We start from the raw sequence: 23,109 nt of genomic DNA on the forward strand, positions 1-23,109 counted from the left end.
GACGGCGCGCCGGCTTGCCGGTCTGACGCCTTTGATTTATGCCATCGATATCACTCAGCCAGCGATCCAGGGAGCCGCCGCTTGATCCCCCTTTCCGAAGCCCGCGCCCGCATCCTGGCCTATGTCGAACCACTGCCGGCGGAGCAGGTGCCGCTGACCCAGGGGCTGGGGCGGGTACTGGCGGCCGATGTGGTGGCGCGGGTCACCCATCCGCCGACGGCTGTTTCCGCCATGGATGGTTGGGCCGTGCGCACGGCGGATATCGCCACGCTCCCGGCTACCCTGGCCCGTATCGGGGAGGCACCGGCCGGCCGGCCCTTTACCGGCACGGTGGGGCCGGGGCAGGCGGTGCGTATCTTCACCGGCGGGGCGTTGCCCAATGGTGCCGATACGGTGGTGGTGCAGGAGGATGCTGACGATCACGGCGCCACCGTCACTCTGCAAGATGGTGGTGGGCCCGGCCGCTGGGTGCGCCCGGCGGGGCAGGATTTCAGCATCGGTGATGTGGGCGTGCCCGCCGGGCGGCGGCTGACCGTGCGCGATCTGGCGCTGGCGGCCTCCATGAATGTGCCCTGGCTGAAAGTGCGCCGCCGTCCCCGCGTTTCCATCCTCGCTACGGGGGATGAGGTGGTGATGCCCGGCGACACGTTGGCACCGGGCCAGATTGTCAGCTCCAATTCCCTGGCGCTCTGCGCCCTGGTGCGGCAATTGGGCGGGGAGGCGGTGGATCTGGGCATTGCCGGCGACAACCGCGACAGTCTGGCGGAATTGGCGGCCGCCGCCGGCGGCACCGACCTGCTGGTGACCATCGGCGGCGCCTCGGTGGGGGAGCATGATCTGGTGCGCCCCGTGCTGGGCAGTGCGGGGCTGGAGCTGGATTTCTGGAAAATCGCCATGCGGCCCGGCAAGCCGTTGATGTTCGGCCGCATCAAGGGCGTGCCCATGCTGGGCCTGCCGGGCAATCCCGTCTCCGCTCTGGTCTGCGCCTGGCTGTTCCTGCGCCCGCTGCTGCTGGCCATGCAGGGGCTACCGACGGCGGATGAAACGCGCGACGCGCTGACCGGCGGCGCGCTGGGGGCCAATGACAGCCGGGCGGATTTCATCCGCGCCAAGCTGTCCCGCGATGATCAGGGCCGGGAGGTCGCCACCCCCTTCCCGAAACAGGATAGCGGCATGTTGAGCCGGCTGGCCTGGGCCGACTGCCTGATTCTGCGCGATCCCCACGCCCCGCCCGTGGCCGCAGGCGACACGGTGCGGATCATGCCGCTGGAGGCGTTGTAACCACCGATCGCTTAACGCGAAATCCCGCTCCCCGCCGCATCCCGATGCCAACGTTTGCAAGAAATCGGAACCAAGGCGGAACATCCGGTTGACGTTCCGGGATTGTTCTATATGATTGCGGGAGTTTAACGGGAAACCGTTCAGGGCATCCGGAAAGCGGCGAGGGGTAACGATGCTGACGCGCAAGCAACAGGAATTGCTGATCTTCATCAATGAGAAGCTGAATGAAGGCGGCGTCTCCCCCTCTTTCGATGAAATGAAGGATGCGCTGGGGCTGAAATCCAAATCCGGCATCCATCGCCTGATCACCGGGCTGGAGGAACGGGGGTTCATCCGCCGCCTGCCGCATCGTGCCCGCGCGCTGGAGGTGCTGCGCCTGCCCGAACCGCCGCTTCCCCGCGCGGTCAAGGCGTCAGCCGCCGCCGTGGCGGTGGAACCCAAGTTCAAGCCCAATGTCATCCGGGGTGATTTCCGGGGTGCGCTGCCCGGCCGCTCCGCCAATGGCAATGATGCGGAGGCGGTGTCGCTACCGCTCTATGGCCGGATTGCCGCCGGCTTGCCGATTGAGGCGATGCGTGACAGTTCCGCCAGCATCGAAGTGCCGGCCACCCTGCTGGCCACCGGCGACCATTATGCGCTGGAAGTAGCTGGCGACAGCATGGTGGAGGCCGGCATTCTGGATGGGGATACGGTAATCATCCAGCGCTGCGACATGGCAGAGAATGGCACCATCGTGGTGGCTTTGGTGGATGAGCAGGAAGTGACGCTGAAGCGGCTGCGCCGTAAGGGTAACTCCATTGCGCTGGAACCCGCCAATCCCTCCTATGAAACCCGCGTTTTTGGCGCGGATCGGGTGAATGTGCAGGGCCGGCTGGTCGGTTTGATCCGCCGTTATTGATGATCGAGTGGGGGTGACGGGGCTTTCTGCCGCAATCCCGTCACCATGCGGCCGCGCTTTGGCCGGGGGGTGGGTTCAGGGTCAGCCTGAATTCTTCCCCTTTGTCAGAAGCGTGTGATGATGCACCGCCTTTTTTCTCGCTCTTTCCGTCTTCTGCGCCCTGGCCCGTTGGTACTGGGCGCCGCCTTGCTGGGGCTTGGTGCCTGCACCAGCCCCTGCGACCGGATCAACAGTCAGATGCGGCAGCTGAATGCCGATACAATCCGTGACCCCAATATCGCCACGGATGGGCGCTATCTGGCCCAGTTCCAGGAACTGGCGGCGCAATCGGTGGAACATGGCTGTCTGGCCGGCGATCAATAAGCGCTGTCAGGTACCGCTCACTCAGACGTCAGACTGTTGGTCGAAGCCGATATGGCCGGGATCGTCGGCCTCTGTCACCTGGACATTGATCACCTTGGCCGATGGCGGGCCCTGCCAGCAGGCATCCAGCATGGCGTCGATATCCGACCCCTGGCCGGCCAGCACGGCTTCCACACTGCCATCGTTGCGATTGCGCACCCAGCCATCCAACTGGCGTAACCGCGCCTGTTCCACGGTCCAGCCGCGGTACCAGACACCCTGCACCTTGCCGGTGATGCGCAGATGCACGGCGCGGCGTTCCTCAATTATCATCTTAGTTTCTCTCGTCTCGCTTTGTTGTGCCAATCCAGCCGCACCCGGCCGCACTTGTCAATGCGCCAAAGCGGCCGGCCGCTGTCCTGGGACTTGCTGCCGGGGCTGGTCAGACGGCCGAATCTGGGGCAGCATGGGCTCTTGGTCTGGCTTGCCCGGAGGTCCGCCCATGGCCACAACGCCGCTGATCCGTCCCGCCCAGCCGGCCGATGCCGCCGGTATCGCGGCTGTTCATGTCGATAGCTGGCGGTCGACCTATGCCGGCATGTTGCCGGATGAATATCTGATCGGCCTTTCCGTCGATACCCATGCGCGCCGCTGGCGGGCCTTGCTTTCGTCGGGCGTGCGGGCGCGGCGTACCTATGTGGTGCAGGGGGAGGGGCAGGGGATTGTCGGTTTCGCCTCCTGCGGGCCGCAGCGCACCAGCCTTGCCGGCTATGGCGGGGAATTCTACGCTGTCTATCTGGCCGATCATGTGCATGGGCGCGGTTGGGGCCGGCGCCTGCTGGGGGCGATGGCGCAGGATCTGCTGGGGGCCGGATTGCATACGGCTGTGGTCTGGGTGCTGCGCGACAATCCCAGCCGGTTCTTTTATGAACGGATGGGCGGGGTGCTGCTGGCCGAGCAGCCGATCAGCTTTGCCGGCCAGCGCCTGTCAGAGGTGGCCTATGGCTGGACCGATCTGCTGCCGCTGGCCCGCATGTCGGCCGATCCACATGTCGGTTCATGACCCTGTCCGGCCGCCGCTCTGGTCAAGGCTCCCGTTTTGAAATTGCGTTCACCACCCGCGCGACGTTTTGTGATATGCAGTCGGCCGGGCGCTGGATCGCCTGAGAATGACGTGCGACGCGGAACCCGATGAACGAGCAACATGCGCTGAAGGAGAAGCTGGCGACGCTCCGTATGGAGCATCGTGACCTGGACGATATCATCCAGCGTCTGGCCGGTCAGGCTCCCCTGGATCAGTTGCAGATCCAGCGGCTGAAGAAGCGCAAGCTTTTGTTGAAGGATTTGATTGCCCGGCTGGAAAGCCAGCTGGTGCCCGATATTATTGCCTGATTTCCCCGCTTTTCTGCCGGGCGGCGTTGCATGTCCGGCGGTTGTTTCGAACCCGCTGCTGCCTATAATCCGCCGCTTCCAAGACCCGATCGGTGATTAGGGAGCCGGTACCTTGCCCAGCAACATCTCTTCCGCCGATGCCAAGGTGCCCGTTGGCATCATCATGGGCAGCCAGTCTGACTGGGCCACGATGAAACATGCCGCCAATGTGCTGGCCGATCTCGGTGTGGCGTTTGAGGCGCGCATCGTTTCGGCCCACCGAACCCCGCAGCGGCTTTATGATTATGCTACCAGCGCCAAGGGGCGCGGGGTGAAGGTGATCATCGCCGGTGCCGGCGGCGCCGCTCATCTGCCGGGCATGGCGGCGTCCATGACCACGCTGCCCGTGCTGGGCGTGCCGGTGGAAAGCCACGCGCTGAAGGGGCAGGACAGTTTGCTTTCCATCGTGCAGATGCCGGGCGGCGTGCCGGTGGGCACGCTGGCAATCGGCAAGGCCGGGGCCATCAATGCCGGCCTGATGGCGGCGTCCATCCTGGCCTTGTCCGACCCGGACCTGGATGCACGGCTGACGGCGTGGCGTGCGCGCCAGACCGATAGCGTTGCCGATATTCCGGTCGATGATCCCGTTTGATCCCGGCTTTCCTGAGGGCCCCCATATGACGATGATTCCCCCCGGCTCCGTCATCGGTATGCTCGGTGCTGGCCAGTTGGGCCGTATGACGGCGCTGGCCGCTGCCCGCCTGGGCTATAAGGTGCATGTCTTCGCACCGGAGGGCATGGACAGTTCCTGTGGTCAGGTGGTGGCCAGCCACACCCAGGCCGGATGGCACGACCGCCGCGCCCTGTCGCGCTTTGCCGACGATGTGGCCGTCGTCACCCTGGAATGGGAAAATGTGCCGACGGAGACGGTGGAATTCCTCTCCCGCCATGTCGCCGTGCATCCCGGTGCCGCCGTGCTGGCGGTGGCGCAGGAACGGCTGGCGGAAAAGAGTTTCGCCAATGGTCTGGGCCTGGGCACCGCCCCGTTTCGCGCCGTGGACAGTGCCGCGGCCCTGAAACAGGCGGTGGCGGAACTGGGGACGCCGGCCATCTTGAAATCCAACCGCATGGGCTATGACGGCAAGGGTCAGGTGCGGATTGCCGCCGATACGGATCTGGCGGCCGCCTGGGCCGCCCTGGGTACGGATATGGCGGTGCTGGAAGGTTTTGTCGATTTCGCCTGCGAGGTCTCCGTCATTGTGGCGCGCGGCCATGATGGGCAGATGGCAGCCTATCCGGTGGTGGAAAACCGGCATAAGGGCGGCATCCTGGATACCAGCACCGTGCCCGCCAATGTCAGCGATGACGTGGCGGCGGAGGCAACACGGATGGCACTGGCCCTGACCGGGGCGCTGGGTGTTGTCGGTCTGCTGGCGGTGGAGATGTTTGTCACCCGTGATGGCCGGGTGCTGGTCAATGAAATGGCCCCGCGTCCGCATAATTCCGGTCATTGGACCATCGAGTTTGCGGAGACCAGCCAGTTTGAACAGTTGGTGCGGGCTGTCTGCGGCCTGCCGCTTGGCTCCACCCGGCTGCTTGCACCCTGTGTCATGACCAATCTGATCGGCAGTGATGCCGATACCTGGCCTTCCCTGGTGGCCGAACCGGGGGCGCGGCTGCACCTTTATGGCAAGGGGGAGGCCACGCCCGGCCGCAAGATGGGCCATGTGACCCGTCCCGCCTAATGCTGCCACGGCCCGCCCCTCCCGGCGGGCCGTTTGCTTTCCAGTCATTGTTTTTCAAGAGATTTTTCCTGAATCCAGGGCTGACTGGCGGGTTTAATGAACGGTGTGCGCTGCAACATGAATGGCGTCCCGTCTGTGATGGGGCGCACACATTGTTTCCCGACGGAAAAATGGCAGCCTTGCTGGAATTTGCCGCTGCCATGACAAGATTCGGAAAGTCGTTCAACACATAACCTGTCATTCTTCCCCAACTTCGGAAAAGTCAGGGGATTGATCCATGTGCAGGGGCAAGCTGCTTGCCGTGGCTATGGGCGTGGCGGGCGTGTTGGCGCTGGCCGGCTGTGGAAAGAATGAGACGGGGCAGGGCGCGGCACCCGCCGCCCCGCAGGTGGTGGTCAGCCAGCCGCTGCAGAAGAACATCCATGAATGGGATGAATATACCGGCCGCTTCACCGCCGTTGAGGGGGTGGAGATCCGGGCGCGGGTCAGCGGCTATCTCACCTCCGTCAATTTCCGCGATGGCGATCTGGTGAACAAGGGCGACCTGCTGTTCATTATTGATCCGCGCCCCTATCAGGCGGCGCTGGACGGTGCCCAGGCGGCCGTAGCGCAGGCCAAATCCCAGGTGACGCTGGCGGACCGGGAATTGAACCGGGCGCGCGATCTGCGCCAGACGCAGGCGGTTTCCCAATCGGTGCTGGATACCCGGTCGCAAATGCTGCAGGCGGCCCAGGCCAGCCTGCTGGCGGCGGAGGCAGAGCAGCGGGCCGCAGCGTTGAACCTGGAATTCACCCAGGTGCGCGCGCCCGTCACCGGCCGCGTCTCTAACCACCGTGTCTCGGTGGGCAATCTGGTCAGCGGCGGGTCGGCGGAATCGACGCTGCTGACCACCGTCGTCTCGCTGGACCCGATCTATTTCTATTTCGATGCCGATCAGGCGTCATATCTGCGCTATCAGCGGCTGAGCCAGTCGGGCGAGCGGCAGTCTGGCCGGGTGGTGCAGCATCCGGTGCAACTGGCCCTGCCGGATGAGGCTGGTTACGTTCACCAGGGCAAGCTGGATTTCATCGATAACCGGATTGATGACAGCACCGGCACCATCCGTGCCCGCGCCGTGTTCGACAATGCCGATGGTGTGCTGACGCCGGGCATGTTCGGCCGCTTGCGGCTGGCCGGGCGCAGTGATTATCAGGGGCTGCTGGTGCCTGACAGCGCTATCGGCACCGATCAGAACCGCCGCTATGTGATGGTGGTGGGGGCCGATAACAAGGTGGTGATGCGCCCGGTCACGCTGGGACCTCTGATCGACGGATTGCGCGTGGTGCGCGAGGGGCTGGCCGCCAATGAGCGCATTGTCACCGCCGGCCTGCTGCGCGTGCGCCCCGGTGCCACCGTGGCGCCGGTGGAAAAGCCATTGCAGGCTGGTGAGGCGGGGGCCAAGCCATGAAGATCGGCCGTTTCTTCATCGACCGGCCGATCTTCGCCATGGTGATTTCCATTCTCATCGTGGCTGTCGGCAGCATCGCCTATCTTGGCCTGCCCGTCTCGCAATATCCCGAAGTGGTGCCGCCCACGGTGACGGTGCGGGCGACATATCCCGGCGCCAATGCCGAGACGGTGGCCGCCACCGTCGCCGCCCCGATCGAGCAGGAGGTGAATGGGGTGGAGGGGATGCTCTACATGTCCTCCCAATCCACCTCCGACGGGCAGATGAACCTGACCGTCACCTTCAAGCTGGGCACCAATCTGGATCAGGCCCAGGTGCTGGTGCAGAACCGGGTGGCGGTGGCGGAACCGCGCCTGCCGGAAGAGGTGCGGCGCAACGGCATCGTTACCCGCAAGAACTCGCCCGACCTGATGCTGGTGATCCACCTGATCTCGCCGGACGATACTTATGACCAGCTCTATATCTCCAATTACGGCCTGCTGCGGGTGAAGGATGCGCTGAGCCGGGTGGCCGGCGTCGGTGATATTTCCATGTTCGGCGCGCGCGATTATTCCATGCGCCTCTGGCTGGACCCGCAGAAGATCGCCTCACTGGGCATGACCGCGCCAGAGGTGCTGGCGGCGGTACAGGCGCAGAATGTGCAGGTGGCCGGCGGCCAGCTGGGTGCCCCGCCCGTGGCCGTGCCGCGCGATTACCAGTATAATATCACCCTGCAGGGCCGGCTGACCCAGCCGCAGGAATTTGAGAATATCATCGTCAAATCCGGCGCCGATGGCCGTATCGTCCGCCTGAAGGATGTGGCGCGGGTGGAACTGGGCGCGCGCGATTACGTGCGCAATTCCTATCTGGATGGCAAGCCGGCCGTGGCGCTGGCCGTCTCCCAGTTGCCCGGCTCCAACGCGCTCGAAACGGCCGCCAATATCAAGAAGGAGATTGCGGCGCTGAGCCGGGATTTCCCGCCCGGCCTGGAATATCGCATCGTCTATGACACCACCACCTTCATTGGCGAATCCGTGCATGAGCTGGTGAAAACCATTGGCGAGGCGGTGGCCCTGGTGGTGCTGGTGGTGCTGGTCTTCCTGCAGCGCTGGCGGGCCACCATCATTCCCGTGGTGGCCATTCCGGTCTCGCTGATCGGCACCTTTGCCGTGATGGCGGCCTTGGGCTTCACCATCAATAACCTGACCCTGTTCGGGTTGGTGCTGGCGGTGGGTATCGTCGTCGATGATGCCATCGTGGTGGTGGAGAATGTGGAGCGTAATCTGGGGCTGGGCCATTCCCCGCTGGAAGCGGCCCGCATCACCATGGATGAGGTGGGGGGCGCGCTCGTCTCCATCGCGCTGGTGCTGTCGGCCGTGTTCATCCCCACCGCCTTCATCGATGGTATCCAGGGTCAGTTCTATCGCCAGTTCGCGGTGACCATCGCCGTGGCGACGATCATTTCCGCCTTCAATTCCCTCACCCTTTCGCCGGCTTTGTGCGCCCTGCTGTTGAAATCCCACACGACGGGCCATGCGGAGGCACGGGGCCGGCTGGCCCTGGTTTCCGGCCTGACTGACCGGTTCTTCAATGCCTTCAACCGGGGCTTTGACCGGATGTCCGACCGCTATGGCCGGATGGTCGGTGGGGTGACGCGGGTGCCGCTGGTGATGGTGGGGCTTTATGTGCTGCTGATCGCTGGGGCCGGCTTCCTGTTCACCCGCGTGCCGCCGGGCTTCATTCCGCAACTGGACCAGGGCTATGTCATCGTTGTGGTGCAGTTGCCGGAAGGGGCATCGCTGGCCAATACCGACAAGGTGGTGCAGGAGGCATCCCGCATCGCGCGGGAGACGCCGGGCGTGGGCCATACGGTGCAGTTCTCCGGCTTCTCCGGTGCCACCCGCACCATCGCCGCCAATGCCGGTGCCATCTTCACGCCGCTGCTGCCGTTCGAGGAACGGTTGCCGCAAGGGCTGACCGCCAATGTGGTGATCCAGAACCTGCAAAAGCGGCTGATGGCGGTGCCGGAGGCACGGCTGGTGGTCGTACCTCCGCCGCCGGTGCGCGGGCTGGGCACGGCCGGCGGCTTCACCATGCGTATCCTGGACAGGGCCAATGCCGGGCCGGCAGCGCTGGAAGACGCCGCGTGGGCGGTGGCCATGGCCGGCAACAAGGTGCAGGGCCTGTCCAGCGTCTTCTCTCCCTTCAGCGCCAAGGCACCGCAGCTTTACCTGGATGTCGACCGGGTGAAGGCGCAGATGCTGAATGTGCCGATGAATGCGGTGTTCCAGACCCTCTCTGTCTATCTGGGCTCATCCTACGTGAATGATACCAACCTGTTCGGCCGCACCTTCCAGGTGGTGGCGCAGGCGGATTGGCAGCACCGGCTGGACCCGGAACAGATCGGCCGGTTGCAGACCCGCAACAGCAAGGGCGACATGGTGCAACTGGGCTCCTTCATTGATGCCCGGTTTGTCACCGGGCCTGACCGGGTGCTGCGCTACAACCTGTTCCCGGCGGCGGAGCTGCAGGGCAATACGTTGCCGGGCTTCAGTTCCGGTTCGGCCATCCAGGCGATGGACAAGGTGGCGGCGGAAAACCTGCCGCCCGGCTTTGCCGCCGCCTGGACCGACCTGTCCTATCAGGAAAAGATGGCGGGCAATTCCGCCCTCTACATCTTCCCGCTCTGCGTCTTCTTCGTCTTCCTGGTGCTGGCGGCGCAGTATGAAAGCTGGTCCTTGCCCTTCACCATCCTGCTGATCGTGCCGATGTGCCTGCTGTCGGCGGTGGCGGGGCTGATGATGCGGGGGATGGATAACAACATCCTGTCGCAGATCGGTTTTGTGGTGCTGGTGGGCCTGGCCTCGAAAAACGCCATCCTGATCGTGGAGTTCGCCCGTCAGTTGGAGGCGGAGGGCAAAGACCGCTATGACGCGGTGATCGAGGCCTGCCGCCTGCGTCTGCGGCCGATCCTGATGACCTCCTTCGCCTTCATCCTGGGCGTGCTGCCCTTGATGATCGCCACCGGGGCGGGGGCGGAGATGCGGCAGAGCCTGGGCACCACCGTGTTCTTCGGCATGTTGGGCGTCACCTTCTTCGGCCTGCTGTTCACGCCGGTTTTCTATGTGCTGATCCGCCGGCTGGTGCTGGGCCGGTCGGCGCGGGAGGTGGCGGCGGGGTAACCCGCTGCACCTTGGGGCTGGATGTAAAGAAGGCGGCAGTCCGGGTGGGCTGCCGCCTTCTTTGCTGGAGTCTCAAAAACCTTCAGCCTGACCAGGGTGCCTTAAGGGACTGCGACCGGGGGCTTGCAAAACATTGCTTTCCCCGCCAAAGCGGGGATCCAGGGGGAGCCAAGAGCCGACGGCTCGGCCCCTGTGGCCCCTGGACCCCCGCTTTGGCGGGGGAGGCACAAAAGGGGGGGCGTTGGAGCAGAAACCCTGCTTCTCCATCACCAAAAGCCCGCATCACGCGTAGAAATGCGCCGCCTGACGATAGGCCGTGCAAGCCAGCCGGTGGCTGGCCCGATCCGGTGGCCGGTGCCGCTGGGCGCGTTGGGGTGGCACGGGCCCGATCACGGCGGCGGGTTCGTCTTCCCACCATTCCGCGTCGAGGATGGGGCCCGCCTCCAGCCTGTCTTCCGGCAGGAGGCGGGTCGGTCGGGCCGGACGGGGCCGGCCGATGGGCAGGTGATATGTCATGCCCCCATCAACGCACGGTTCCGCCCCCCCGATCCCGTGACGAAATGGGGGCCGCGCGGATGTCCCGATTTCATCACAGCCCGACAGCAGAACACCCGCCCTGGCAGGGGCGGGTGTTCTCCGGTTCGGCGGTTGATCCGCTTTTCTGGGGTGCGGGATGCCAAGGCAATCCCGCCGGTAACACAAGCGCAAGCCTACTCCTTGCGGCGAGTCAGGCTTTCCATCTGGCTCTGCAGCTCATCCAGCCGCTTTTGCAGTTCGGAAAATTTATCATCGGCCTTCGGCTTAGGCGCGTCGCCCGTGGCGGCCATCGGCGTGCCGCTGGCATCCATCGCACCGCCTTCGCCGTTGAAGGGGCTGAACATGCGCATGGCCCGTTCGAACAGGGCGATGTTCTGCTTGCTCATCTCCTCAAAACCGCCGAACGGGAAAATGCTGCCGAAGGTGGTCTGGAAATATTCCCGCATCTTGTCCTGATTGCCCGTAAAGGACTTCATGGAATGTTCAAGATAGCGCGGCACCAGCCATTGCATATTGTCGCCATAGAAGCTGATCAGCTGGCGCAGGAATGGGATGGGCAGCAGGTTCTGGCCCTTCGATTCCTCTTCCACGATGATCTGCGTCAGCACCGAGCGGGTGATGTCATCCCCCGTCTTGGCGTCATAGACGACGAAATCCGTTCCGTCCTTGACCATCTGGCACAGATGATCAAGCGTGACATAGCTGCTGGTGGCGGTGTTGTACAGCCGGCGGTTGGCGTACTTCTTGATCGTCACCGGCGCGGGCTTAGCCTCTTCTTTGTCAGCCATTTGCCTTCGCACCCTCCCGTTCGAACACCGATTTGTTATCACTAGGAGTACGTCATTGCGCGGTCGCAGCGCAAGCGTTCCGCAACGCCACAACGATCCAGGCGAAACAATTGTTTCAGATCAGCCGGCCAAGCGCGTTATTGTATGTGTCCCGCCCATGCTGCGGATAAGGAGAGGAGGCATCGATGCGTGAGGCCGAACCGCCATCGCTGGACGATCTGGCCCGGCGATATCTGGACCTGTGGCAGGAGCAATGGGCGGCGCTGTGCAGCGACCCCACCATGGCCGACAGCGTGGCGCGTACCATGCAGGCGGTCGGCCAGTCGGCGCTGATGCTGAACCCGTTCCTGTCCATGCCGCCCGGTTTCGGTGGCGGCAAGGGGGAACGCAATCCTTGGGCGGATATGATGGCCGGCCTGTGGCCGAACGGCACGGCTGAGACGAAAGCAGAGGCCAGCAAGGGGGGAACGGGTGCGCGACAGCCGGGAAATGGGGAGCGGGCCCCTGCGGCAGGGGCCGCGCCCGTTGGGCCTGCATCTGGGGATGGGGCTGACGATCTTGCTCAGCTCGGCGGCCGGATTGCCGCTCTTGAACAACAGCTCGCCGCCCTGGCATCCCAGCCTGCGCCCGCAGGCGGCGGAGCTGATGGCGCTGATCGCCCGGTGGCGCGAAAGAAGCCAGCCCCCCGGCGCAGCCCCCGGGCCAAACCCGCCCCCTGACCCGCTGGCCGGGCTGCCGGCGGCGCTGGACCGGGAGATGCGGCGGCGAATCGACCGTTTCATGACCGGGCTGGAACGCTATCGTCGCCACCCCTATCAGCGCGATGTCACGGATGCCCCCGCCATCTGGCGGGAAGGGGCGACAAGGCTGCTGGATTTCGGCGGGCAGGGCCGGCCGGTGCTGTTCGTACCCTCCCTGATCAATCGCGGCTATATCCTGGACCTGTCGCACCGGAAAAGCCTGCTGCGCTGGCTGGCCGGGCAGGGGTTGCGCCCCTTCCTGCTGGAATGGGGCCAGCCGGGGGCGCTGGAGCGGCCCTTCACCCTGACCGATATCATCGCCGGCCGGCTGGGCCGGGCGCTGGACCAGGTGGTGGCCCAGGTGGGCGGGCCGGTGGTGCTGGCCGGCTATTGCATGGGCGGGCTGCTGGCCCTGGCGGCGGCCCTGCGCCGGCCTGATCAGGTCTCCGCCTATGTGGCACTCGCCACGCCGTGGGATTTCCATGCCGATGATGCGGCGGGCGCGCGGCGGGTGGCGACCCTGTTGCCGCCCTTTGAACCGACGCTGCACCTGCTGGGGGAATTGCCGGTCGATGCCGTGCAGCTTTTCTTTGCCACGCTGGACCCGCTGCTGGCTCTGAAGAAATTCAGCCGCTTTGCCGAGATGGATCTGGCCAGCGATGCGGCCGATGATTTCGTGGCGCTGGAGGATTGGCTGAATGACGGCGTCACCCTGCCGGCCGCCATCGCGCGGGAATGTCTGGGTGACTGGTACGGCACCAACACGCCGGGGCGGGGTGAATGGCTGGTGGCCGGCGCGCCGGTGCGGCCAGAGGGATGGCATAAGCCGGCGCTGGTGGTGGTGCCGGCGCGTGACCGTATTGTGCCGCCGGCCGCTGCCGATGCGCTGGCCCGGTCGATCCCCGGAGCCACCACCTGGCATCCGCCACTGGGCCATATCGGCATGGTGGTCAGCAGCGGGGCAAAGGAAAAACTCTGGCAGCCGCTGCGGGACTGGCTGCTGGCGGCGGGCTGAGCCCTTGCGGCTGGCACGGCTCTGGCTGCTGTGGTAGGACCGCGCTATCCGCTAACCCGGCCCCCGCAAGCCGGAACTTTTTTGAAGGAAGTGGGAGATGACGAAGCTAGTCCTGATCCGCCATGGCCAGAGCGTCTGGAACCAGATGGACCTGTTCACCGGCTGGACCGATGTGGACCTGTCGCCCCAGGGCGTGGAAGAGGCCCGTCAGGCCGGCGAAAAGCTGAAGGCGTCCGGCTTCGATTTTGATTGCTGCCACACCTCGGTGCTGACGCGCGCCATCAAGACCAGCAACCTGGCCCTGGAAGCCATGGATCGTTTGTGGCTGCCGCAGCACAAGAACTGGCGCCTGAACGAGCGTCACTATGGCGGCCTGCAGGGCCTGAACAAGACGGAGACGGCGGCCAAGCATGGCGCCGATCAGGTCAAGATCTGGCGCCGTTCCTATGACATCGCCCCGCCGGCCCTGGAGGAAGGCGATGAGCGCCTGCCCGATGGCGATGCGCGTTATGCCGGGATGCCGAAGGCGCATCTGCCGCGCACCGAAAGCCTGAAGGATTGCGTGGCCCGCGTGGTGCCCTATTGGGTCCATGTCGTGGCGCCGCAGGTGAAGGCCGGCCAGCGCGTGCTGATCGCCGCGCACGGCAACTCACTGCGCGGTCTGGTGAAATATCTGTCCGACATGAGCGATGAGGACATCGTTCAGTTCGAAATCCCCACCGGCAAGCCCATCGTTTATGAGCTGGATGCCGATCTGAAGGCGCAGGACCGTTACTTCCTGGATTGATAGCGTTCTGTTTTCAATATGTTGGCCGCATCCCCGCAAGGGGGTGCGGCTTTTTTTTGGCATGTCCCGCGCGAGCCAAGCCCGCGGATGCGGGCGCCCGGCGCATGATTTCGTGCTGCGGGTATAATATGATAACAAAATAATAATAGTAGATTAAACCATATATCCAATCTACTGTTACGTGTCTTTTCATCGGGCGCGGGGGATCGTCATGGCTGGCACAGAAAATGGTATAAGTCCAATATCGATCAATCTGACCGATGATACAGGGCTTGACGGGAAGATTGGGACGCCAAGGGCATGGGTTTGCGGCTGGATCAACGAAGGCAGCAGTGAATTCCAATCGCTGCAGCAGGATGGAAGCTTTACCACCACCCCCAGCACCAGCGTCAGCGTGCAGGCAAATGTTGGGTGGCAGGATTCCGGCGTTCAGGTTGCCGCAGGACAGACGGTGACGGTGACTTACGTCTCGGGTGATTGGACCGCTGATCCCAAAACCAATGACGGCAACGCATACGATGCGAATGGCTGCCCCGGCCTGATCGTGCCCGGCAGCCAAACCGCCTTTCCGATGCCCGGTGTCACCATGGGTGCGCTGGTGGGTAAGGTCGGGGAGAGTGGCACAGCCTTCCTGATCGGCGACGGGCCGCAGGTGATGCCATCAGGCGATGTCGGCACACTTTATCTATGCATCAATGATGATCTGACCGGTGCCTATGGTGCCGGACTTGCCGATAATAGTGGCAGCGTTACCGTGCAAATCGATCAGGGTGTGAATTTCTACCTGGTTTCCAGCATTGACACGGTGACACTCTCTACACAGACCAACGGTTCCAACCGATTGGTTTTTGTTGTTGCCACGGCCCAACCAGCACCCTTGCCGGTATTCGTCGGCAATGTGATGCAATATACTGCCTATCCCTATGCCAACCCGCCCGGCATCGCCGCACCGGGGCCGTTCGATATTTTCGAATTCGGCTATGATGCGCAGTTCGATGTATCGGCAGTGAACGGCTTCGGGCTGAATCTGTCCTTCACCTATGACGGCATCTCCTACGGTGCTGATCCGTCATTCGGTCGCAAACAGATCGGGGCTGCTTTCAGTACATTTATCGCGAACGAGGTGACGGCGGGCACCCCCGGCGCATCCGCCTTTGCGGAGCTGCTTTATGATGCCGCCATCAGCGGTTCAACCAGTCAGCCGCTGCTGGTCGGTCAGCAGTTTTTCGCGATCTGCGACCCCAATGACATGCTGCAGGCGCGCATGATCCAGGGAAACACCGGAACGGACACGTTGACCACCTATTGGGACCAGACGCTGGCCGCCTTCTTCGCTGACGGTAATTATCTCAGCATCGATCTGGGGGGCCGGATCTATTCCGGGGAATGCACCGTTCCCTCGGGCGGCCAGCTTGGCACCTATAGTCTGACCTCCACAGAAACGGACCTGACATACAGCTTCTCGCAGCCGGTGCCGGGGCTGGCATCGGCGCTCTACGTCTTTCAACAGGCCTTCGCGGGAACACCTGCACCGGACGAGGGGCTGTTGCAGGACACGATATGGGAAGCCCTGTGCCGGGGTGTGGCCCAGAATGGTGTCTTCAGCAAAGCCGTCAGCAAGGGTGAATCAACGGCCCAGTGGAATGATGCATCGGCCTGGTATGGGGCCAAATCCACGTGCCACCTCTATGCCAAGTTCCTGCATTACGGCACGCTCGTGGGCACGGATTCCCGCACGGATCCGAACAATAATGCCCCGATCATGATCGGGAACGCCGTCTATGGTTTCAGCATGGATGAGAACCCGATCGGGAGCTATACCGGTCCCAACGTGCCATCCAAGACGCTGACCAATGTGCCGGGCGGGGCAACGGTTTCGCTGGTGATCGGCCCCTGGGACGTGCCTCCGCCCGCGTGACCCTCTTGTGGTGGATAGGGGCCGGGGATACCCGGCCCCTTCTCATCCTTCCAGCTCTTCCCGCAGGGCTTCCAGCTCCAGCCAGCGCTCCTCGGCGGCGGCCAGTTCGGCCTGGGCCGTGCCGATATCGTCGGTCGCCTTGGCAAAGCCCTTGGCATCCTTGCCATAGAAGGCAGGGTCGGCCAGCTTGGTCGCCAACTGCTTGATCTTCTTTTCCAGCGCGTCGATGCGGCCCGGCAGTTCCTCCAGCTCCCGGTTCTCCTTGAAGGAGAGCTTCTTCTTCGCTTTGGGCGCGGCGGCCTGGCTGGGGGCGCTGGGCTTGGATGCTGTGGGCTTGGCGGCCTCCGGCTCGTTTTCCTTGCGCTGGATCAGGTAATCGCTATAGCCGCCGGCATATTCGGCGACATTGCCATCGCCTTCCACGGCGATGGTGCTGGTGACCAGCCGGTCCAGGAAGTCACGGTCGTGGCTGACCAGCAGCAGTGTGCCGTCATAATCGGCCAGCACCTCTTCCAGCAGGTCCAGCGTATCCATGTCCAGGTCGTTGGTCGGCTCGTCCAGCACCATCAGGTTGCTGGGCTGGGCGAACAGCTTGGCCAGCAGCAGCCGGTTGCGCTCCCCACCGGACATCACGCGCACCGGCTGGTCCATCATGGAGGGATCGAACAGGAAGTCCTTCATATAGCTGGCAATATGGCGCGGCTTGCCGCCAACCCAGATATTGTCCCCGCCTTCCGGCAGCAGCACCTGTTTCAGCGTGGCATTGGGGTCCAACTGGGCGCGGCGCTGGTCAAAGACGATGGTCTGCAGGTTGGTGCCCAGCTTCACATTGCCATTGTCGGGGGTCAGTTCGCCGATCAGCATCTTCAGGATGGTGGATTTGCCGGCCCCGTTGGGGCCGATCAGCCCCACCTTGTCCCCGCGCTGGATACGGGTGGAGAAGTCACGGCAGATCACCCGTTCCCCGGCACTGCCATGGAAGGATTTGGAGATGGCTTCCGCCTCGATCACCAGCTTGCCGGAGACGTCGCCTTCGGCGATGCCCAGATTGACCTGACGGGATTTGATGCGGTCGGCGCGTTCCTGACGCATCCCCTGCAGCCGGCGCACGCGGCCCATATTGCGGGTGCGGCGGCCGGAAATGCCGCCTTCCCACATCCATTTCAGTTCCGCCTGAATCTTGCGGTCCAGCTTGTGATATGTCGCCTCTTCCTCCCGATAGATCTCATCGCGCCAGGTTTCAAACTGGGAGAAAGATTGCTCGGTGGTGCGCAGCACGCCGCGATCCAGCCACAAGATGCGCTTGGACAGGTTGGCCAGGAAGGCCCGGTCATGGGAGATCAGCAGCAGGGCACCACGGAACTGCTGCAATTCCTTTTCCAGCCAAAGGATGGTGGGGATATCCAGATGGTTGGTCGGCTCATCCAGCAGCAGCACGTCCGGCTGATCGACCAGCGCGCGGGCGAGTGCGGCCCGGCGCGACTCACCGCCCGACAGGGTGGCGCAGGCCCGGTCGCCCGGCAGGTCCAGCGCTTCCAGTACCGCTTCCACGCGATAGAGGGCCGGTTCATCCTGCCCGCCGGCCACAAACTCGGCCACCGTGGCAAAGCCGGTGAAATCCGGTTCCTGGGCCAGATGGGCCACCCTGGCACCGGGCTGGATGAAGCGTTCGCCCTTATCGACATCGATGATGCCGGCCAGCGCCTTCATCAGGGTGGATTTGCCGCTGCCATTGCGGCCGACCAGACAGATCTTCTCCCCCCGCGAGACGGCGACGTCGATATTCTCGAACAGCACGGTGGCGCCCATATGGACAGACGCGCCGGCAAGGCCGACAAGGGCGGGATTATTGGGGGCCATGGGTGGGGAACTTCCTGGAACGGGATGCTTGGGCCCCGTTCTACTGGCAATGGCGGGGGCAGGGAAGGGGATTACACCTTCTCCCGCGCCGCCTTCTCGATCCGGTCATAGGCGGCGTTGATGGCGGCCATCTTTTCCTGAGCCAGATCGATGAATTCCTGCGGCATCCCGTCGGCCACCAGCCGGTCCGGGTGGTTTTCCCGCGCCAGGTGGCGATAGGCTGCCTTCACCGTGGGGAAATCCGCCCCCGCCGGCACGCCCAGCACGGCATAGGGATCATCCAGCGGGTCGCCATAGCCGGCGGCGGTGCCGCCATGGATGCGGCGGATCTGCTCAAACTCCGCCGGCGGGAAGCCGAAAATCTCCGACACCCGGCGCAGGAAGGTCAGTTCGGCCTCATGCACCACGCCATCGGCAACGGCGATATGGAACAGGCCGCCCAGCAACTCCTCCAGCACCGCGCGCCGGTCCTTAAACATGCCGGCCAATTGCCGTGCATAGGTTTCAAAGCCGGCACTGTCGCGCTTGGCAATGTCGAACAGGCGGCCGACATTGCGCAACTCCGCCTCCGGTACCTTGAAGACCTCGCGGAAAGCGTTGATCTCCATCCGGCAGACCACGCCATCGGCCTTGGCCATCTTGGCCCCCAGCACGATGACGCCGACGGTAAAGGCGATGCTTTGGGTTTGATCCGGCTTGCCGTCCGGTCCGTCGGGCAGCTCCACGCTGCGCAACTCGTCCACGGCGTGACCCGCCACGGCGCCGATCAAGCCACCCAGCGGCCCGCCGATGGCGAAACCCGCCGCACCGCCAATGACCTTGCCCCAGATGCTCATGATCGTTCTGCCGTTCGATTGCCCGTTATGCCACGGGTCATGGTCATGGCCCGTGGCGGCCAGCGACCGCTGGCCCGCGGGCTCGTGCCCGCGTGAGCCAAGGCGGCGGATGCCGCCGCCCGGCGCTGAGGGAACTGATATTACAGGATAACGCACGGCACGCCGGACGCAATGCAGGAACGGCATGGCTGGGGGAGGCTTGGCCTTATTGCATCATCGCGTCACAGGTTTATATTGCAGCGCACAAGAACAGGTGCCGCCTTGCGTGGGCAGGTACCAGCGGGGATGGTTGCGTCAGCATATGGGGCGTTCGGGTTTTAACCTTTTGCCTTTCATGACGTTGGATGTTCCTGCCATGACCGTTTTCCGCACCCTTTTGCCGGCTGAGGCCGGGCGTTACGCCGACCACCTGCTGCGCTTGCCGCGCGGGGATCGCCGGGCCCGATTCATGGGCGGCATGTCGGATGATGCGGTGCGTGCCTATGTGGATGGCATCGATTGGGCCCATGCCACCATCCTGGTCGCCTTGATCGGTGGTGAAGTCCGCGCCGCTGTGGAACTGCGCCGCGACCCGTCGCGTGGCGAACGGGCTGAACTGGCCATCACTATTGAACCCGACTGGCAGGGCCAGGGCGTTGGCAGCACCATGGTGCGCCGGGCCATGGTGCTGGCCCGCAATCGCGGCATGGGCCGGATGATGCTGTTCTGCCTGGGCGATAATCACCGGATGCTGCGAATCGCCGGCCGGCTGGATGCCCGCGTCACGTTTGATTGCGGGGAGGTGGTGTGCGATTTCGACCTGCCGCCCGCCGATGCCTTCTCCCTGACCCTGGAAGCCATGGATCGCGGCAGCACGGCGCTGACCATGATGCTGGACCCCGGCGGCCTGCCGCGCGCGGCGTGACCCGGTCAGGCCGCCACGACATCCTGTTGCCACAAACCCGCCCCGGCGTCGCGGTATTGCAGCCGGGGCTTGGCAGCGGGCAGGGAAAGCACCCGCTCCACCGTTTCGGTATAGCTGGGCTTTTCGCCCACATGTTCCAGGTAAATCTGGCGAATCAACTGGTTTGCCAGCTTCGGCACGCGCGACAGTTTCTCCCAGCGGGCAATTGTCTGCACATCATTGCCGAAAGGGCGGGCCAGTTCAGCCTGCGTCATATCCATCACGGCGCGCAGGAATCGGAACTGCCGACCTGACAGATGCGGCATCCCATTGACCAGATCGCAACCGATGCGCTGGTGCAACTCGCGGGCATTCTCTACCGACACCGCCTTGCCATACGGTGTCTCCATCACCTGATAGCCATTGGCCAGATAGATATTTTCCAGACCGCAATCGGTGTAGTGCAGCATTTAAGCCTCTCAGCGGACGCGGCGGCGCCATTCATAGGCGGTGATCACCACCACCGGCGGCCCCGCCGGATCGAATGAGACAACGCATTCATGATGTTCACCGTCGCGCACGCGCGTGACGGTGCATTTCAGCTTTCCGGGCCATTTCGGATCGTCATACGGACCTTCCGTCACCATCCCATGTCGGATACAGGCAATGATCTGGCTGGCCAGAAGCGGATACTTTCCCCTTTCGGGCGCACGGGTACGGGCATGGGGTGTAATGAAAATCTGACTTTCAACAATCGCCAACCTGTTCAGATAGGCGGTTGCCTGCGTCGGATTCATCATTCACGCCCTCACCTATAAAAATGATAGGTTTCGTTCACTTGTCAAGATGGCCGAAGGCGGGTCAGCGATCTTCTCCCTCAGCATCATCCTCTTCGTCTCCCGCCGCGTCCTGCTCCGCCCGCTTCATGAAATCCAGAGCACCTTGCAGGATGTAGGCGGCGGCCATCTTGTCCACCACCTCGTCCCGCCTCTTGCGGGTCATGTCCCATTCGATCATCATGCGTTCCACCGCACTGGTGGACAGCCGTTCGTCCCAGAAGGCGACTTCCGGCTCGCCCTGGGCGAACATTTGCGGGCGCATCAGGATCTGGCGGGCGAATTCTCGCACCGACTGACAGCGCGGCCCCTCCGTCCCGTCCATATTGACCGGCAGGCCGATGATCAGGCCGCGCACGTCGCGGTCCTTCATGGCGCGGGCCAGTTCCTGCACATCCTGGGTGAATTTGGTGCGGCGGATGGTGCCGATGGGCGATGCGACGCTGAAGCCCGGATCGCAGACGGACAGACCAATGGTCTTCTCCCCGATATCCAGCCCCATCAGCCGTGCGTGACGGGGCATTGCGGGTTTCAGTTCCTCAAGGTTGCGGATTGCCATGACGTGGTGCTAGCTTCCAAACCGCTTTCGCGCCCGCATCATCGGTTTCCTGATGGGGGCGGCCGGGGCAAGACGCCCGCAGCTATGACGAGATTTAGCACCATGTCGCAGGACAAGGCCACCCTGGACGCCAAGACCGTGGCAAAGATCGCCCACCTCGCCCGCATCAAGGTGCCGGAAGAGGAACAGGCGCATCTGGCGGATGAACTGAACAAACTGCTCGGCTGGGTCGAGCAGTTGGGCGAGGTTGACACCAACGGTGTTGAGCCGATGACCTCCGTTGCCGCCCAAACCCTGCGCCGCCGGGCCGATCAGGTGACCGATGGTGGCTATCCCGACGCCGTGGTGCTGAACGCCACCGACGCCGCCGAACATTTCTTCTCCGTGCCCAAGGTCGTCGAATAATGACCAATCTGACCCATCTTTCCATGTCGGAGGCCCTGGACGGGCTGAAGAAGAAGGAATTCACCGCGGTCGAACTGACCGAGGCCTATGTGAAGGCGGTGGAGGCGGCCCGCCCGCTGAACGCCTTCATCACGGAGACGCCGGAGATCGCGCTCGACCAGGCCAAGGCATCCGACGCGCGCTATGGTGCCGGGACCAATGGTCCGATGGACGGGATGCCGCTGGGCATCAAGGATCTGTTCTGCACCAAGGGCGTGCTGACCACGGCAGCCAGCCACATCCTGGACGGCTTCAAGCCGGCCTATGAAAGCAGCATCACCGCGAACCTGTTCCGCGATGGTGCGGTGATGCTGGGCAAGCTGAACCTGGACGAATTCGCCATGGGTTCGGCCAATATCACCAGCTATTACGGCCCGGTGCTGAACCCCTGGACCGGCAAAGACCCGGCGGCGGCGGAACGCAAGCTGGTGCCCGGTGGCTCTTCCGGCGGGTCGGCGGCCTCCGTGTCCGGTCGTTTTGCTATTGCCGCCACCGGCACGGATACCGGCGGTTCCATCCGCCAGCCGGCCAGCTTCACCGGTATTGTCGGGCTGAAGCCCACCTATGGCCGCTGCTCCCGCTGGGGCACCATCGCCTTTGCCAGCTCGCTGGATCAGGCTGGCCCGATGACCCGCACGGTGCGCGATGCCGCGATCATGCTGCAGAGCATGGCCGGATTCGACCCCAAGGACAGCACGTCCGTCGATATGCCGGTGCCTGATTTCCAGGCAGCCTTGACCGGCGATATCCGTGGCCTGCGCGTCGGTATTCCCAAGGAATACCGGGTGGAGGGGATGCCGGCGGAGATAGAGCGCGTCTGGCAGCAGGGCATTGAATGGCTGAAGGCAGCCGGCGCGGTGCCGGTGGAAATCAGCCTGCCGCACACCAAGTACGCGCTGGCCACTTATTACGTGGTGGCCCCGGCGGAATGCTCCTCCAACCTCGCCCGTTATGACGGCGTGCGCTTCGGCCTGCGCGTCGAGGGCAAGGATCTGCAGGAGATGTACGAGAATACGCGTGGTGAAGGCTTCGGCAAGGAAGTGCGCCGCCGTATCATGATCGGCACTTATGTGCTCTCGGCCGGCTATTATGACGCCTATTACCTGAAGGCGCAGAAGGTCCGCGCCCGTATTGCCGAGGATTTTGCCAAGGCTTACGAGCAGTGCGACGTGATCCTGACGCCGACGGCCCCCAGCACGGCCTTTGCCATCGGCGAAAAGCAGGATGATCCGATTTCCATGTACCTGAATGACGTGTTCACCGTGCCGGCCAGCCTGGCCGGGCTGCCGGGCATTTCCGTGCCGGCGGGCTTGGCTGCTGATGGGCTGCCGCTGGGTCTGCAGATCCTGGGCCGTCCGTTTGACGAGGTGACGCTGCTGCGGGTGGCGGGTGTGATGGAACAGGCAGCCGGCGCGCAGCCGCTGCCGCCCTTCTGCCGCTGATCCGGTCGGCCTGTTTTTTGGTCAGTTGTGAACAGGGCGGTGCCAGTGGTGCCGCCCTTTTTGCTGCGCGTAGAGCGGCGCACGGCCACAAACATCAACGTGTATTGGGGTTAGAACCAGTTGCCACCATGCGAGGAGCCCCTGTTCTTGCCAGGTACAGCGATGTTCAGACTTTGTTTCATTTAAGACAGCTTAATTACAAGGCAGCAAGCTATTTCC

Annotated in this window: 24 protein-coding genes; 16 read left to right on the plus strand and 8 right to left on the minus strand. The window is 63.8% G+C overall.

Annotated elements, in window-relative coordinates; translation table 11 throughout:
* Positions 1-81 precede the first annotated feature (81 nt).
* From glp to GE253_RS12010, 3 genes are all read left to right on the plus strand, one after another.
* A complete protein-coding gene (glp, locus tag GE253_RS12000; protein WP_153204344.1) occupies positions 82-1,281 on the plus strand; it encodes a gephyrin-like molybdotransferase Glp in 1,200 nt (399 codons plus the stop codon).
* A 172-nt stretch (positions 1,282-1,453) separates the two neighbouring features.
* The gene (gene lexA / locus GE253_RS12005) at positions 1,454-2,179 is read left to right on the plus strand and encodes a transcriptional repressor LexA (protein ID WP_153204345.1); all 726 of its coding nucleotides are present in this window, start codon (positions 1,454-1,456) and stop codon (positions 2,177-2,179) included.
* A gap of 117 nt (positions 2,180-2,296) precedes the next feature.
* Entirely contained in the window at positions 2,297-2,542 is a 246-nt protein-coding gene (locus GE253_RS12010; RefSeq protein WP_153204346.1) for a hypothetical protein, read from the plus strand.
* 21 nt (positions 2,543-2,563) lie between these two features.
* Here the strand turns inward: GE253_RS12010 and GE253_RS12015 are convergent, their stop codons facing one another.
* Positions 2,564-2,854 (minus strand): acylphosphatase, encoded by a 291-nt coding sequence (locus tag GE253_RS12015; protein ID WP_153204347.1) that lies wholly within the window; start codon positions 2,852-2,854, stop codon positions 2,564-2,566.
* A 169-nt stretch (positions 2,855-3,023) separates the two neighbouring features.
* Here GE253_RS12015 and GE253_RS12020 point away from each other — a divergent pair, with 169 nt between their 5' ends.
* The 6 genes from GE253_RS12020 (at position 3,024) to GE253_RS12045 (ending at position 10,245) form a co-directional block, all read left to right on the plus strand.
* Positions 3,024-3,584, plus strand: coding sequence for a GNAT family N-acetyltransferase (locus GE253_RS12020; protein ID WP_153204348.1), 561 nt, complete (start codon positions 3,024-3,026; stop codon positions 3,582-3,584).
* Between the two features lie 128 nt (positions 3,585-3,712).
* Complete coding sequence (locus tag GE253_RS12025) at positions 3,713-3,913, plus strand: DUF465 domain-containing protein (protein WP_089287350.1); 201 nt, start codon at positions 3,713-3,715, stop codon at positions 3,911-3,913.
* 163 nt (positions 3,914-4,076) lie between these two features.
* The gene (gene purE, locus GE253_RS12030) at positions 4,077-4,544 is read left to right on the plus strand and encodes a 5-(carboxyamino)imidazole ribonucleotide mutase (RefSeq protein WP_153204436.1); all 468 of its coding nucleotides are present in this window, start codon (positions 4,077-4,079) and stop codon (positions 4,542-4,544) included.
* 25 nt (positions 4,545-4,569) lie between these two features.
* Positions 4,570-5,637 carry a 5-(carboxyamino)imidazole ribonucleotide synthase gene (locus tag GE253_RS12035; protein ID WP_153204349.1) on the plus strand — a complete coding sequence of 356 codons (1,068 nt, stop codon included), beginning with the start codon at positions 4,570-4,572 and terminating at the stop codon, positions 5,635-5,637.
* Between the two features lie 277 nt (positions 5,638-5,914).
* The gene (locus GE253_RS12040) at positions 5,915-7,084 is read left to right on the plus strand and encodes an efflux RND transporter periplasmic adaptor subunit (protein WP_153204350.1); all 1,170 of its coding nucleotides are present in this window, start codon (positions 5,915-5,917) and stop codon (positions 7,082-7,084) included.
* Positions 7,081-10,245, plus strand: coding sequence for a multidrug efflux RND transporter permease subunit (locus tag GE253_RS12045; RefSeq protein WP_153204351.1), 3,165 nt, complete (start codon positions 7,081-7,083; stop codon positions 10,243-10,245). Before GE253_RS12040 ends, GE253_RS12045 begins: the two co-directional genes overlap by 4 nt.
* Before the next feature lie 282 nt (positions 10,246-10,527).
* On the opposite strand, the gene GE253_RS12050 is transcribed toward GE253_RS12045, so the two are convergent.
* Together GE253_RS12050 and phaR are read right to left on the minus strand one after the other, a co-directional pair.
* Positions 10,528-10,761 (minus strand): hypothetical protein, encoded by a 234-nt coding sequence (locus GE253_RS12050; RefSeq protein ID WP_153204352.1) that lies wholly within the window; start codon positions 10,759-10,761, stop codon positions 10,528-10,530.
* Between the two features lie 194 nt (positions 10,762-10,955).
* Positions 10,956-11,570 (minus strand): polyhydroxyalkanoate synthesis repressor PhaR, encoded by a 615-nt coding sequence (phaR, locus tag GE253_RS12055; RefSeq protein ID WP_153204353.1) that lies wholly within the window; start codon positions 11,568-11,570, stop codon positions 10,956-10,958.
* Positions 11,571-11,755: 185 nt separating this feature from the next.
* Here phaR and GE253_RS26235 point away from each other — a divergent pair, with 185 nt between their 5' ends.
* The 4 genes from GE253_RS26235 (at position 11,756) to GE253_RS12070 (ending at position 16,030) form a co-directional block, all read left to right on the plus strand.
* The gene (locus tag GE253_RS26235; RefSeq protein WP_247878609.1) at positions 11,756-12,289 is read left to right on the plus strand and encodes a hypothetical protein; all 534 of its coding nucleotides are present in this window, start codon (positions 11,756-11,758) and stop codon (positions 12,287-12,289) included.
* A complete protein-coding gene (locus GE253_RS12060; RefSeq protein ID WP_247878628.1) occupies positions 12,216-13,325 on the plus strand; it encodes an alpha/beta fold hydrolase in 1,110 nt (369 codons plus the stop codon). Before GE253_RS26235 ends, GE253_RS12060 begins: the two co-directional genes overlap by 74 nt.
* A 97-nt stretch (positions 13,326-13,422) precedes the next feature.
* Entirely contained in the window at positions 13,423-14,112 is a 690-nt protein-coding gene (gene gpmA / locus GE253_RS12065; RefSeq protein ID WP_153204355.1) for a 2,3-diphosphoglycerate-dependent phosphoglycerate mutase, read from the plus strand.
* 211 nt (positions 14,113-14,323) lie between these two features.
* The gene (locus tag GE253_RS12070; RefSeq protein WP_153204356.1) at positions 14,324-16,030 is read left to right on the plus strand and encodes a hypothetical protein; all 1,707 of its coding nucleotides are present in this window, start codon (positions 14,324-14,326) and stop codon (positions 16,028-16,030) included.
* Positions 16,031-16,072: 42 nt separating this feature from the next.
* On the opposite strand, the gene GE253_RS12075 is transcribed toward GE253_RS12070, so the two are convergent.
* Positions 16,073-17,890 (minus strand): ATP-binding cassette domain-containing protein, encoded by a 1,818-nt coding sequence (locus GE253_RS12075; RefSeq protein WP_153204357.1) that lies wholly within the window; start codon positions 17,888-17,890, stop codon positions 16,073-16,075.
* A gap of 71 nt (positions 17,891-17,961) precedes the next feature.
* Positions 17,962-18,726, minus strand: coding sequence for a TerB family tellurite resistance protein (locus tag GE253_RS12080; RefSeq protein WP_153204358.1), 765 nt, complete (start codon positions 18,724-18,726; stop codon positions 17,962-17,964).
* A gap of 355 nt (positions 18,727-19,081) precedes the next feature.
* On the opposite strand from GE253_RS12080, the gene GE253_RS12085 reads away from it, so the two are divergent.
* Complete coding sequence (locus GE253_RS12085; RefSeq protein WP_173012609.1) at positions 19,082-19,630, plus strand: GNAT family N-acetyltransferase; 549 nt, start codon at positions 19,082-19,084, stop codon at positions 19,628-19,630.
* A gap of 5 nt (positions 19,631-19,635) precedes the next feature.
* Here GE253_RS12085 and GE253_RS12090 read toward each other — a convergent pair whose 3' ends face one another.
* From GE253_RS12090 to ruvX, 3 genes are all read right to left on the minus strand, one after another.
* Complete coding sequence (locus GE253_RS12090; protein ID WP_153204360.1) at positions 19,636-20,079, minus strand: transcriptional regulator; 444 nt, start codon at positions 20,077-20,079, stop codon at positions 19,636-19,638.
* A gap of 9 nt (positions 20,080-20,088) precedes the next feature.
* Complete coding sequence (locus GE253_RS12095) at positions 20,089-20,409, minus strand: DUF4258 domain-containing protein (RefSeq protein ID WP_153204361.1); 321 nt, start codon at positions 20,407-20,409, stop codon at positions 20,089-20,091.
* A gap of 61 nt (positions 20,410-20,470) precedes the next feature.
* Positions 20,471-21,004, minus strand: a complete 534-nt coding sequence (ruvX, locus tag GE253_RS12100; RefSeq protein ID WP_153204362.1) for a Holliday junction resolvase RuvX — start codon at positions 21,002-21,004, stop codon at positions 20,471-20,473.
* Between the two features lie 102 nt (positions 21,005-21,106).
* Here ruvX and gatC point away from each other — a divergent pair, with 102 nt between their 5' ends.
* A complete protein-coding gene (gene gatC, locus GE253_RS12105; RefSeq protein ID WP_153204363.1) occupies positions 21,107-21,409 on the plus strand; it encodes an Asp-tRNA(Asn)/Glu-tRNA(Gln) amidotransferase subunit GatC in 303 nt (100 codons plus the stop codon).
* Positions 21,409-22,890, plus strand: a complete 1,482-nt coding sequence (gatA, locus tag GE253_RS12110; RefSeq protein WP_153204364.1) for an Asp-tRNA(Asn)/Glu-tRNA(Gln) amidotransferase subunit GatA — start codon at positions 21,409-21,411, stop codon at positions 22,888-22,890. The genes gatC and gatA overlap by 1 nt, the downstream gene beginning before the upstream one ends.
* Positions 22,891-23,109 lie beyond the last annotated feature (219 nt).

It is taken from the genome of Niveispirillum sp. SYP-B3756, assembly GCF_009495745.1.
Taxonomy (GTDB): domain Bacteria; phylum Pseudomonadota; class Alphaproteobacteria; order Azospirillales; family Azospirillaceae; genus Niveispirillum.